The following is a 12883-nucleotide window of genomic DNA, read 5'->3' as shown; positions in this document are numbered from 1 at the left end:
CGTGACGCTGTGGGGCGGTTTTGCCGCCCCACGGATACTTTCCCCTTATTCACCCCTGTCAGTCAAAAGAGGCCGCCCGTGCTGAAACGAACCATCTATGACGAAGAGCACGAGATTTTCCGCCGGACGGTGCGCAAATGGGCCGAGGTCGAAGTGTTCCCCTATGCCGAGCAATGGCGCGCCGAGGGCTGCGTCAGCCGCGAAGTCTGGCGCAAGGCAGGTGAACAGGGGTTCCTGTGCATGTATGCCGACGAGAAATACGGCGGGCTGGGGCTGGATGATTTCCGCTATGACATGATTCTGGCAGAAGAGATAAACCCGCGTGAACCGGGGTTCTTCATTGCCCTGCACAACCGGATTGTCGGGCCGTATCTGCAAAAACTGGGCACCGAGGAACAGCGCGCCCGTTTCATGCCGGGCGTTGTGTCGGGCGAATGCGTGCTGGCGGTTGCGATGACCGAACCGGGCACGGGCTCGGATCTGGGCGGTGTGACCACCCGCGCGGTCGATATGGGCGACCACTGGGTGCTGAATGGATCGAAAACCTATATCTCGAACGGGCTTCTGGCGGGATTGGTCGTGGTGGCCGCCCGCACCGGCGAGGGCCACGAGATCGGCTTGTTTCTGGTCGAAGACGGGATGGAAGGCTTTGTTCGCGGGCGCAATCTGAAGAAGCTGGGGCTGCAATCGCAGGATACGGCCGAGCTGTTTTTCGACGACGTCAAAGTGCCCAAGGCCAATGTGCTGGGCGACCCGGCCAAGGGGTTCAAAACGATGATGATGAACCTGGCCGAAGAGCGGATCATGGGCGCGCTTGGCTTTGTCGCGCGCGCCGAACATGCGTTCAACATCACGATGGAATACATTCAGGAACGCCGCGCCTTTGGCCGCCCGATCGGCACGTTCCAGAACTCGCGCTTCAAGATGGCGTCGATCAGGACCGAGATTGACGCGGCCTGGGCGCTGACGGATCACTGCGTGCGCGAGCATCTGCGCGGCGAGCTGAGCGCCGAGATGGCCTCGGAGGCCAAGCTGTTCACCTCGGAGGTCGAGGGCCGGGTGGTCGATGAATGCCTGCAACTGCACGGCGGTGCCGGGTATATGGAAGAGTATGAAATCTCTCGGCTTTATGCCGACGCGCGGATCAGCCGGATTTATGCCGGCACCAGCGAAATCATGCGCGAGATCATCGGGCGCGGTCTGGGGCTGGACGAGCGCAAGCGCAACTGACCCGGCCCGCGGGTGCCTTGGGCGGGCAAAAAACGTTGTGCAATCAGCGAAAAGATCGCGTAAGCAGGCAGTATATGCTGCAACTGCAGAAACATTTCTGATCTGCGGGCAGTGCTGAAGCAGGGACGCGATGGAGCAACGTGTCTATATTACCGGGGCTTCCGGGGGAGGCATAACCACGCTGGGCGCGCATTTGGCCGCCGTGTTGGGGGTCTGCCATATCGATATAGACAACGCGTTCTGGTTGCCAACCGATCCGCCATACACAACCAAAAGGTCACTGCCCGAACGTCTGGAGATGATCCGTGCGGCGCAGGGGCAGGGCGGCTGGGTGCTGAGCGGCGCATTCGACAGCTGGGGAGAGCCGGCGATCGAGGCGGTGGATCTGATCCTGTTTGTCGTGACCCCCACGCCGGTGCGCTTGGCGCGGCTGCGCGCCCGCGAGGCGGCACGGTTTGGCGACAGGATCGCGCCGGGAGGGGACATGCACGCGATCCATGACGGCTTTATCAATTGGGCGGCGCGGTATGACGACCCGGAGTTTTCCGGGCGCAATCTGGCGCGGCACGAAGAGTGGCTGGAGTGTTTGCCGCAGCCTGTGCTGCGTCTGGATGGCACGGACCCGACCAAGGCGCAGGTGGCACAGGTGCTGACCCGGCTGGGCGTGGCGGCGCACTAGCTGATCGGGGCGTTTGTGGCGCCGTGGGATGCCTCCGACGGGGATATTTGGGAAATGTGAAATGCTGGGGTACGGGGGTATCGGCGGTGCAAGAGACTTAAGCACCACCGCGCGGCCCGTGTTCTTTGGGGCGTGTGCTCAGCCCATCCGTTCGGAAGCGTAGCTGCCGGGGGAGGCGGGGAACACCACGGTTTTATTGCCGTTGATGAAGACCCGGTGGTGGATATGCGCATGGATGGCGCGCGACAGTACGGCGGCTTCGACATCGCGGCCCAGGCTGACGTAATCCTCGGAGCTTTGGGAATGGGTGACGCGGACGGTGTCCTGTTCGATGATCGGGCCTTCGTCGAGGTCGGCGGTGACGTAATGCGCGGTGGCACCGATCAGTTTCACGCCGCGCTCATACGCCTGTTTATAGGGGTTGGCGCCTTTGAAGCTGGGCAGGAACGAGTGGTGGATGTTGATGATCCGGCCTGACATTTTCTGGCACATCGTATCAGATAGCACCTGCATATAGCGCGCCAGCACGATCAGTTCGGCGCCGGATTCCTCGACAATGGTCATTTGCGCGGCTTCGGCTTGTGGTTTGTTGTCCTTGGTCACTTTGATGAAGTGGAACGGGATGTCGTGGTTCACCACAACCTTTTGATATTCCATATGGTTCGAGATCACACCGACGATGTCGATCGGCAGGGCGCCGATGCGCCAGCGATACAGCAGGTCGTTCAGGCAATGGCCAAAGCGCGAGACCATCAGGATGACTTTCATCTTCTGGCTGGCGTCGTGAAAGGCGTATTCCATGCCGAAGTCATTGGCGATGGCAGCGAAGGTTTCGGTCAGGCTGTCGTGGGTGGCGCCGGTTTCGCTGATGAAGGTGGTGCGCATGAAGAAATTGCCGGTCTCGAAATCGTCATACTGGCTGCTGTCACTGATATTGCAGCCCTGTTCGGTCAGATAGGCAGAGATCGCGGCAACGATACCGCGGGTCGAGGGGCATTTCACGGTCAGGGCGAAGCTGTTCATCGGTGGGTCCCATGTCAGAAGAGTGCGAGGAGCGTGGGGCGCGGGCGCCGTTGTCTGGGGTATAGCGGAGGCGGGCGGTGGCTCAATGCTGAAATCCGACCGAAAACGGTCTAAATGCGGGCGTTGGGCAGAAAACCATCGGTGAAATCAGCACGGTATGTGGCGATGTTGATGACGGTTTGACCTGCGTCAAATCCGACATTTGGAATATGTTATATTATACCATAGGGCGTGGGAGAAGCCTCTCGCGCTCTTGCATAGATGCTGGAGTTGTTTCCGGCAGGCATTGAAAGGGAATAATATGATGAATTCAAAACGCATAAAACGCTCGGCTGTTGCATTGTGCCTGTTGGTATCTGTGTCAGCCTGCGTGCCCGCGTCGGATGGGGACGTGGAGTATGATGCAAAAGATGTGTCGGCAAACGCGTTGAAGACCATGGCCGAATCCGGTGTGTATGAGACGCTGGGCACGCCGGGCACCGTGGCCGAGATTCTGATGAATTCGCCGGACATCACCAAGACCGCGCTGATCACGCATTTCAAGAAGAAGCGTGACGAAGCCGGTATGGATTTGGATTTCGACCAAGCAGAATGGTACGATGTGAACATTCAGTGCCTGAGCGGCGATTGCACAAACTTCAAGAAGATGCAGGCCGCGCGCGCGGCGGCCAAAGCCGGTCTGTCGGGCGGCGGTGACGGTGGCGGACACTGATCCCATGACACAGAGCCGCAGAACCTTTCTGCGCGGAACCGCCGGGCTTTGCCTGGCGGCGCCGATCGCAGCATGTGAAAGCCGGGCGGAAACTGTCGTGTCCTCGAAAGAGGGCACGGCACCGCGCGCGGCTGTAAAGGCTTCGGTCTATGTGCCGGGCTATTTTCCGCAGGCCGCCTATGCCAATGGTGTGGCCGTGGCGAACAACCGCCGCCTGTCAAAGGCAGTCCGCAATCAGGACGAACCGTTCAGGATGCTGACGCGCATCGACATGGACGGGCAGATCCGGCAGGCGCTGTTGCCGGCGTATGCGCATGACGTGAAAATCTCGCCGGATCGTCGGTTGGGGGTCTTGTGCGGGTTTGAAGAGCGCAATCAGGTGGCGTTTGATCCCGACACGCTGGAGTTGGTGGCCGAGGCGCCGACATTTGCCGAAGGCTGGCGTGGCGGCGGTCACGCGCAATTTGTGGACGGCGGCAAGACGGTGCTGTTGTCCGAACGCGCGCCGCTGGCAACGCTGAAACCCGGCGCGCCCGAGGCGCTGTTCGGGCGGATCACGATTCGCGATGCCGATACGCTGGCACTGAAAGGCAGCTATTCGACCCACGGGATTGATCCGCATGACATCCGGTTGATCGAGGATGGGCGCTATCTGGTGGTGGCCAACTATGGATCGGTGATCAAGCCGGGCGAGACCGAGTTTTCGGTGCCGCGCCATGTGGTGCAGGCCTGTGTGACCGTGATCGACATGACTGATGGGCGATTGGTGGACAAGCAGGTGACCAACCGCGGCGATGCCGAGCTGCGCCATCTGGCGGCAGGGGCGCAGGATCGCATTTTCGCCATTCAGGCGCGTTTGGGTGATGATGCGGCCGGGACGGCGGCGATGCGGTCGCGGGATGCGGCCTATCGCGCCGATATCACCTCGGAACGGGGGATGCATTACCTGTCGGCGGCCACGCTGAAATGCGAGGTGGGCAAGCCCCCGCGCGCGATGGGGCGCAAGGCCGAGCAGGCGCAGATGCGGCACGGTCTGTCGATCGCCTATGATGCGGAACACGATCAGGCCATCGCCACCTTTCCCAGTGCTGACCGGGTAATGGTGTTCGATGGGGCATCGGGCGAGGTGGTGCAGCAGATCGACACCACGCGCAGCGGTCTGCGCTATCCCTGCGGGGTGACGTTGCTGCCGGATGGCAAGCACTATGCCGTGACCGGGTATTGGGAAAACCTGTTCGTGTATGAGCGGGGCAGTCACCGCTTGGTGCGCGATCTGTGCCTGTATCCGATGTTCTTCGGCCATAGCCACATCACGGCGGCATAACGGCGGCGGCACGCGGCGCGGGGCATGTATGCGGGGGACAAGACCGGCGGTGGTCTAGCCGCCGGTGCCCGGCACTGTGTCGATCTCGAACTGAAGAAACACCGGCGCGGGGGCGGCTTTCTTTCTGCGGCTCGACAGGCTGATGGCGGCGCGGGTGGTCTGGCCAAAACCCGCCTCGTCCAGCAGACCGGCAAGGCCCACGCGACCCGCGGCTGTGCTGCGGGTACGGTCGACAGCGGATTGTTCGAGAAACGACAAATCCTCGATCACCGTTTGCGCGGCGGCGGGGGTGACGATCACCAACAGCCGGTCACGGCCAAAGCTGTCATCGGTGACCAGCACGTAATCCTCGTTCAGGGTGCCGCCGGGCTGCATCCGGCCATTGCCCATGAAGGTGATCGCGTAATCGGCCCCGACATAGAGCACATTGAAATCCACCGCGATGTCATTGGGGTTTTTCAGCCGCAGGCCGATCACGTCATTGGGGATCATCCGGGGCACGTTGGCGGTGTCGACCGGGTTGCGCGTCGTCTCGATCACCTCTTCGCGGTCGGGATCAAAGCGGGCGGTGACAAGCCCCGCCTCAAGGCGCAGCTGCCCGCCCGAGGCCGCGGCCCCGACCTTCAGCAGGTTCAGCGCCTTTGACATCCGGGTCAGGGTGTCGGCCATGACCTCGGCCAGTTCGGCGGCGGTTTTATCGGCGGTGGATACCGACGGGGTGCGCGCCAACTCGCTGTCATCGATTTGCCCGCTGGCGGGCAGAACCCACAGCGCATCGGGCCGGGGGCTGTCGGGGAAAACCGCAAGGCGCAGGTCAGCCTCGGCCCCGGCGGGGACAAATTGGATGCGGGGGCCGATCAGTGCGTCGGCCTGCATGATCCTCTGCGCCGCTGTCAGGTGATCGGCAGGGGCAGAACCGACAGGCGGCAGGGCGATGGTCAGCGACAGATCCACGCTTTCCCCCGCCAGCCTGAGCACAGCCCCGCGGGGGATTTCAGGCGCAGGACCATCGGCAGTGTTGGTGGCGGTGGCGGCAAAGGCGCTGAGCGTCGTCACGCGGTAGCGGGCAAGCGCTGCATCATCAGCATCGGCGGGCGACGCCAGCAGCAACAGCGCGCTGCCCTCGGACAGCCCATGCAGCCGCCCGGCGCGCAGGCTCAGCCCGTCCTTGTCGGGCGTGGCGGACCATTGCAGCACGCGCCCGGCGCTGCCGCCCGCGCCAAAGACCGGAACATCCAGATCGCCCTCGAACATCGGGGTGGACCGGGCAAGGTTGCGGGTGGAATATTTGCGCAGCACCTCTTGCCCCAACTGGCGATAGGTCACGCCGGGGCGTTCGGCCAGGGTTTCAAACAGCGTATAGGTGAATACGCCCTGCAACCGGCGACCCTGCTTGCCCTTGGGCATGTTTTTCTCGGGCGTGGTTTCGTTGGTCTGTGCGGCGAAAAACGCCACCAGCCGCCCTTTGCCGACATCGGCGGTGGTTTCCACCGGGGCGGGCGCCTGTGCGCGCGGATCGGGCAGGGCGCGGGCATGGCTTTCGGCCTCGGCCAGCCGGTCGGCGGGCACGCCAAGCGCCTCGGGGGCAAGCTGGCGCAGGCGGACCTCGTCATCGCCGGTGGGGGCGGCGCGGGTGGCGGTGCCGGAATGGCAGCTGTCGAACACCACCCAGACATCGGCGCCCTTGTCGCGGAGGCTGTCAATCAGCTGGCCGATTTCATCATCCACCAGCGCGTTTTGCACGGTGCCTACGCTGTCATCCCAAGGGCCGATATCCACCGGCAGGAACAGCTCGTCCAGCCCGTCCAACTCGGCGTCAGGGTCAATCGCAGGGGATTGCGAGCCGTGGCCGGAGAAATGCAGGTAAACGAAATCACCGGGCTGAACCGTCGCCGCAAGCGCGGCAAAGCCGTCGCGGATCGCGCTCAGGGTCGGCGCTGTCTGTCCGGGGATGCCATCGGCCAGAATTGTGATGTGATCCGGCGCGAAGGGCAGCGCGGGATTGCTGGTCAGATAAGTCTGCACCAGGTCAATGTCATTGGCGGGGCCTTTCAGCCAGAACCGCTGATCCAGCGCCGGATAGGTCGACGCACCAATCAGCAGCGCATAGTTTTCGCGCGCCACAGCCGGGACGGCGGCCAGCAGCGCCAGCGCCGTGGCCCACGCGCAGGACGGAAAAAACCGCATGGCCCACCCCCTCAGTTGGTGATCAGCGAATAGGACGAGGCCGCACGGCCACGGTTCTTGACCTCGATTGTAAAGCCGCCGCTTTGCGCGGGCCGCCAGCCGCAATAGGCGATGGCGCTGATATCGGTGTCCGAGCAGACCAGCCGCCCTTTGGTGTCCGAGACATACAGATTCAGGTCGGTGCCGTCATTCCCCTCGACATAGACCTCAGCGTACTCGCCGCCGGTATAGGGCAGCGGCGGATAGGTGTCGGTGCCACCCGCGCGGATCGCTGTGATGGAATACACCTGACCAGTGCTGACGCCCTTGGTGTTCTCGGCGCGGATATCGCCGATCAGGGCGGCGATCTGATCGTCGCCGGGGGCCAGTTCGGCGGCGGTGTCCAGCATATCCTGCCAACTGACGGGCGCGGTGGCGATGTCTTCGGGCACGGGGCTATCCGCGGTGGGCGCGCGCTGGGTCAACGTCAGGTTCAGGGTTTTGCGCAGCTTTGCAGCGGCAAGGATCAGCAGCGGATCGCCCGCTTCAAGCCCGACCTCGAACAGGCGGGCGGACAGCTCTGCGGTCTTGATCGGGCTTTCGGCAAGCGCGCTCAGCGGTGCGCAGGCCAAGGAGACGGTCAGGGAAAGGGCGAAAACAATGGATTTGGGAAACATAAGAAAACTCCGGTCTGAATGGACAGGATAATGCGGGGGGCGGGCTTTTTTGACAAAGGGTTTTTCGGCGTCGTGATCACATGACGGGACTTGTCATGTGATCTGTTGCGCGCAGCTTGCTAGCACAGAGGGCAGATAACCGAAGGATACATTCGCGATGCCCCTTGTCTTGCCCCTGCTCCGCTCCGCCCTGTTTGCACCGCTGAGCCACAGACCCCTGTTGCGGCTCGTGCCGCTGCTGGCGTTTTGCATCACGGCCCTGTCCGTTGCGGCGCAGGGGGCGGGGGCCGCGCCCGCGCTGAGCACCCCGCTGGAGGCCACTTTGGTGGTCTATTCCGACGATGGAGACGAGAAATTCCTCGGCTCCGCCTTTCTTTGGCGCGACGGCACGGTGGCTGTAACCAACGCTCATGTGGTCGGCGCGCGGCGGCAGGTGATCCTGCGCACAGGCTCGGGCGCGGTGATGGTGGCGCGGGTGGTCGCGTTGGACAAGGCGCGCGACGTGGCGGTGATCGCGGTGCCCGGCGCGGTTCTGGGCGCAGGCCTGTCCCCCGCGCAGGCGCCGCCGCTGTTGGGCGACGAGGTTTACGCCCTTGGCGCGCCGTTGCAGGCCGGATCATCAGTGACGCGCGGCATCGTTTCGGCGCTGGCGCGACAGGTCAACCCGGCGGTGCCGGTGCGGTTGATCCAACATGACGCGGCGGTCAACCCCGGCAGCTCGGGCGGGCCGCTGTTGAATGCGGCGGGGCGGGTGCTGGGCCTCAACAGCCAGATCGCCGATGGCTCGCGGCTGTTCGTCGGCATCGGCTATGCCATTCCGGTGGCGGTGGTGGTGCGGGTGATCGCGGGCGATCTGGCCCCGGTGCCGGTGCTGGGGCTGAGCACACGCCCGGTGGACCGGCGCATCGCGCAGGCGCTGGGCATCGAAAAGGCCGGGCTGCTGGTCGAGGATGCCACGCCGGGCGGGCTGGCCGGTCAGGCCGGGCTGCGACCGGGCGATGTGATCCTGCGCGCCGGTGGGGCGGGCATTGTCGCATCGGGCGATCTGGCGATGGCAATCGACGCGGCCGCGTGCCGTGACACCCCGCTGGATCTGTGGCGCGCGGGCGAAAAACTGCGCCTCATGCTGCGCTGCGCCGCCCAGTCCAGCATCGGCTTCGAGACCGAGGATGGCACCGCGCGCGGCGTGGCGATCATCCGCGCCTATGACCTGCCGGGGCTGGGGATCGGGCTGGCGGCGGATGGGGTCACGATCACGGCGCTGACGCCCGCCAGCCCGGCGTATCTGGCGGGGCTGGACATGGGCGACCGGGTGCTGGCGGTGAACGGCCGCGCGGCACAGGCCGCCACGCTGGCGACGCTGAAGATCACCCAGCCGGTGCTGTTTCTGGTGCGCCGCGCCACCGGGCGGACCCTGCATGTGACGGTGGATCCATGGAGCAACGGCGCGCCGCTGCGGCCACTGGGCGGTGCAAATGCGCTTGACCCGGCGGTGGTAATCTTCTGATCTTGAACCAAGGAGATTTTGATGACGCACGCGATTGCCCCCTGCATCCTGATTGTCGAGGATGACCCCGACACCGCCGAAGCGATGGCGCAGGCGGCGTGCGATGTCGGCGCCGATCCGGTGGTGCGGTGCAGCTATGCGGGCGGGCTGGCGGCGGCTGCGGGCGCCGAATTTGCGGTGATCATGTTCGACCGGATGCTGCCGGGCGGCGACGGGGTCGACGCAATCGCCAAGCTGCGCGCCGCCGGATCAACCGCCCTTGTGATGGTGGTCAGCGCCCTGGGGCGCGCCGCCAACAAGATCGAAGGGCTGGAGAAAGGCGCCGATGATTATCTGGCCAAACCCTTCGACCCTGACGAGCTGCGCGCGCGGCTGCGCGCATTGCTCAGGCGCAAGGCGATGGTGGCGCTGGACAATGATGTGATGGTGTTTGGCGATCTGGAAATCCGGCTTAAGGCGCGTACGGTGCACATCGGTCAGGCCCATGTCGCGCTCAGCCCGAAAGAGTTCGAACTGATCACCTATTTCGCGCGCAATGCCGGGGAAACGGTGACGCGGATGCAACTGCTGGAACACGTCTGGAACCTGCATTTCGATCCGCAGACCAACGTGGTCGATGTCCACGTGGGCCGCCTGCGCCGCAAGCTCGAGGCGGTCGCGGGCCGCGCGGTGATCCATACCGCGCGCGGCCAAGGCTACGTGTTTGACCCTCAGCGCGAGGGGGCGGCGTGACGCGGATGCGCCTGCGCGGATCGGCCAGCCTGCGGGTGACGCTGCTGGTGGCCAGCGGCATTATCCTGCTGTCGCTGGGCGCGATGGCCCTGCAATACCGCGTGACTGCGCGCTCGCTGGATGCGCGACAGGCCGAGATCCTCAGCGCCGATCTGGAAGCATTTGCGGCGTTCTATGAACAACGCCGGATCGTGGCGCTGCGTCAGGCCATCGCGTTCCGGGCGCAAAGCCACGATGTGCAGGCGCTTTACCTGTTGCAGGACCGGCACGGCAGCGTGCTGGCGGGCAACCTGACCACCTGGCCGCCGGGTGTGACGCCCACCGATGCGGGGTTCAGCCCGGAGGGGGCGCAGCATTTTCGCCTGTCCGGGGTCGATTACATCGGCGTGGCGCGCGCGCTGCCCGGCGGCTTTCCCTTCCTCGTGGCGCGGGCGCGCACCGCAACGCAGGCGACGCTGGCGGACCTGCGGCGGCTGATTGGCTGGGTCACGCTGGGGCTGATCGCGGCGTCGCTGCTGGCGGGCGGATGGGTGGCGCGGGCGGTTCTGGGCCGGATCGGGCGGATCAACGCGCTGGCTGACCGGGTGGCGGCGGGCGACCTGACCGCACGCCTGCCCGGCCCGCGCAGTGCCGACGAATTCGGCACGCTTGAGGCGCATGTCCACAACATGCTGGACCGGATCGAAGCACTGAACCGCGCCACCAGCCGACTGTCGGATACCATCGCGCACGAGCTGCGCACGCCGCTGAACCGGATTCAGCAAAAGCTGAGCCGGATCAAGGGGCAGGAGCAGGCCGTCAGCGATATTCAGGCCGAAATGCGCGCGACCATCCGCATCTTCGACGCGCTTTTGGATATTTCCAGCGCTGAAGCCGCCAAAGGCCAGCGCCCCGGTCTGGTGCCGGTCAACCTGTCGGTGCTGGCGGGCGAGGTGTTCGAACTGTACGCGCCACTGGCCGAGGATCGCGGCCTGTCCTGCACCGCCCAGATCGCCCCGGATCTGATGGTGCTGGGCGAACGTAGCCTGCTGGCGCAGATGGTCAGCAACCTGTTGGACAACGCGATCAAGTTCTGCCGCCCCGGCGATGCCATCCACCTCAGCCTGTGCCAAGACGCCGGTGGGCATGTGCTGCGCGTTGCCGATACCGGCCCCGGCCTGCCCGAGGATCTGCGCGCCTCGCTGTTCGAGCGGTTCACGCGGGCGCCGCGGGATCAGGCGGTGGCGGGGCATGGTCTGGGGCTGGCGCTGGTGCAGGCGATCGCCACCCGCCACGGCGCAAAACTGTCGCTGCCCGGCACAGACAAAGGCTTTGCGATCAAGATCACCTGCCCTAAGCTGGATCAAACGGAATAAGAAAACCGTCTTGGGGGGCTGATGAAAAGATCGCTGCTTGCAGCGGCGCTGCTGGTGCTGACCGGCTGCGCCGCGTTGAATACACCGCTGAATCACCCGCTGGGGCAGGGTGAAAACCTGTCTCTGATCTCGGCAGAGGCCGCCGCCCGCGATGGCGAAATCTGGGTCGGGCTGGCCTTTTCGGGCGGTGGTATGCGCGCGTCGGCCTTTGCCCACGGCATGCTAGAGGAGTTGCGCGCCGCCACCGCCACGGCAGCGGATCCCGATGGCATCCTGTCCGATGTGCGGCTGGTCACGGGGGTGTCGGGCGGGTCGGTGACTGCGGCCAATTTCGCGCTGCACGGCCCTCAAAGTCTGGATCGCTACCGCGAGATCTATCTGACGCAAAACGCCGAGAAATACATGGCGAACTCGCCGGTCAACCCGCTTGTCATCGCCCGTGGCCTGTCGGGCGGGGCCAACGGGCGCAAGACCTTTGGCCGGTTCCTTGATGAAACCCTGTTTGACGGCGCCACCTTTGGTGACCTGCGCAAACGCTCGAACGTCATCACCTGGATCAACGCCACCGACCTGGCCAATCAGACAACATTCCTGTTCACCCCTGAAACCTTCGATGCGCTGTGCTCGGACCTGTCGGATTACCCGATTTCGGATGCGGTGGCGGCCTCGGCGGCCTTTCCGCTGGTGTTTTCCCCCATCGTGCTGAAATCGCATCACGGCACCTGCAATTATACCGAACCCGATTGGCTGATCTCTGCGCGCCACAACCCCGAGGCAAACTCGGCCATGCGGGCGCATGCGGCGGCGCTGGAAAGCTATACCGACCCGGAAAAGGTGAAATACGTCAAACTGTTGGATGGCGGGATCACCGATAACTTTGGCACCACTGGTCTGGTGATTGAACGCGCGCGGGCGCGCACCGCCTATGCCCCGATGAGCGCGCAACAGGCCGTGCGGATGAAACGCCTGTTGTTTCTGGTGGCCGATGCCGGGGTCGAGAAACATTATAAATGGTCCGATAAACTGCGCGGTCCGGGCGGGCCGCAACTGGCGATGTCCATCGCCCGCAGTTCGATGGGATCGGCCTCGCGCACCGGATATGATGCGATGCGGCTGGAACTGGACAATTGGCAGCGCGATCTGGTCGAATACCGCTGTGGGTTGCCCGCCGGGCAGGTGCGCAAACTGCGTGGCAGCTTGCGCGGCTGGAACTGCCGGGATGTGAAATTCTTCGTCGGGCAGGTGTCGTTCGACGGGCTGGAGCCCGAGATGAAAACCCGGCTCGATGAAATTCCCACCCGGCTGCGGCTGAAAACCCAAGAGGTGGATCTGACGATCGAAGCGGGGCGCATTTCGACCCGGCAAAACCCCGAACTGAACGGTTTTCTGCGCTCGGTTCAGGGCAACATTTTTGCTGGGGTGACCCCGGCAAACGGCAAACCACCCAGACGGATTACCCCGCTCAAGAACTGATGACA

General features: G+C 64.3%; 11 protein-coding genes. 8 read left to right on the top strand and 3 right to left on the bottom strand.

Going from position 1 to position 12883, the window contains the following annotated elements; genetic code table 11:
- Positions 1–78: 78 nt before the first annotated feature.
- Both BSF79_RS03085 and BSF79_RS03080 read left to right on the top strand, forming a co-directional pair.
- The gene (locus BSF79_RS03085) at positions 79–1230 is read left to right on the top strand and encodes an acyl-CoA dehydrogenase family protein (RefSeq protein WP_217650039.1); all 1152 of its coding nucleotides are present in this window, start codon (positions 79–81) and stop codon (positions 1228–1230) included.
- Positions 1231–1360: 130 nt separating this feature from the next.
- Positions 1361–1909, top strand: a complete 549-nt coding sequence (locus tag BSF79_RS03080; protein WP_090268194.1) for a P-loop NTPase family protein — start codon at positions 1361–1363, stop codon at positions 1907–1909.
- A gap of 138 nt (positions 1910–2047) precedes the next feature.
- On the opposite strand, the gene purU is transcribed toward BSF79_RS03080, so the two are convergent.
- On the bottom strand, positions 2048–2932 hold the full coding sequence (gene purU, locus BSF79_RS03075; RefSeq protein ID WP_090268191.1) for a formyltetrahydrofolate deformylase: 885 nt from the start codon (positions 2930–2932) through the stop codon (positions 2048–2050).
- A 436-nt stretch (positions 2933–3368) separates the two neighbouring features.
- Here purU and BSF79_RS03070 point away from each other — a divergent pair, with 436 nt between their 5' ends.
- Both BSF79_RS03070 and BSF79_RS03065 read left to right on the top strand, forming a co-directional pair.
- Positions 3369–3644, top strand: a complete 276-nt coding sequence (locus BSF79_RS03070) for a hypothetical protein (RefSeq protein ID WP_139246375.1) — start codon at positions 3369–3371, stop codon at positions 3642–3644.
- A gap of 4 nt (positions 3645–3648) precedes the next feature.
- Positions 3649–4968, top strand: a complete 1320-nt coding sequence (locus BSF79_RS03065) for a DUF1513 domain-containing protein (protein ID WP_090268187.1) — start codon at positions 3649–3651, stop codon at positions 4966–4968.
- A 54-nt stretch (positions 4969–5022) separates the two neighbouring features.
- Here the strand turns inward: BSF79_RS03065 and BSF79_RS03060 are convergent, their stop codons facing one another.
- Both BSF79_RS03060 and BSF79_RS03055 read right to left on the bottom strand, forming a co-directional pair.
- The gene (locus tag BSF79_RS03060; RefSeq protein WP_090268184.1) at positions 5023–7155 is read right to left on the bottom strand and encodes a caspase family protein; all 2133 of its coding nucleotides are present in this window, start codon (positions 7153–7155) and stop codon (positions 5023–5025) included.
- A gap of 11 nt (positions 7156–7166) precedes the next feature.
- A complete protein-coding gene (locus tag BSF79_RS03055; RefSeq protein ID WP_090268182.1) occupies positions 7167–7811 on the bottom strand; it encodes a hypothetical protein in 645 nt (214 codons plus the stop codon).
- Between the two features lie 157 nt (positions 7812–7968).
- On the opposite strand from BSF79_RS03055, the gene BSF79_RS03050 reads away from it, so the two are divergent.
- From BSF79_RS03050 to BSF79_RS03035, 4 genes are read left to right on the top strand one after another with little or no spacing between them, the layout of a single operon-like run.
- Positions 7969–9318, top strand: a complete 1350-nt coding sequence (locus BSF79_RS03050) for a S1C family serine protease (protein ID WP_090268180.1) — start codon at positions 7969–7971, stop codon at positions 9316–9318.
- A 21-nt stretch (positions 9319–9339) separates the two neighbouring features.
- On the top strand, positions 9340–10050 hold the full coding sequence (locus tag BSF79_RS03045; RefSeq protein ID WP_090268177.1) for a response regulator transcription factor: 711 nt from the start codon (positions 9340–9342) through the stop codon (positions 10048–10050).
- A gap of 5 nt (positions 10051–10055) precedes the next feature.
- Positions 10056–11405, top strand: coding sequence for a sensor histidine kinase (locus BSF79_RS03040; RefSeq protein WP_090268175.1), 1350 nt, complete (start codon positions 10056–10058; stop codon positions 11403–11405).
- 21 nt (positions 11406–11426) lie between these two features.
- On the top strand, positions 11427–12878 hold the full coding sequence (locus BSF79_RS03035) for a patatin-like phospholipase family protein (protein WP_090268172.1): 1452 nt from the start codon (positions 11427–11429) through the stop codon (positions 12876–12878).
- Positions 12879–12883 lie beyond the last annotated feature (5 nt).

Source organism: Thalassovita taeanensis (assembly GCF_900110775.1).
Lineage (GTDB): Bacteria > Pseudomonadota > Alphaproteobacteria > Rhodobacterales > Rhodobacteraceae > Litorimicrobium > Litorimicrobium taeanense.
Note: the sequence above shows the minus strand (reverse complement) of the source record. Positions and strands in the feature narration are given on the sequence as shown.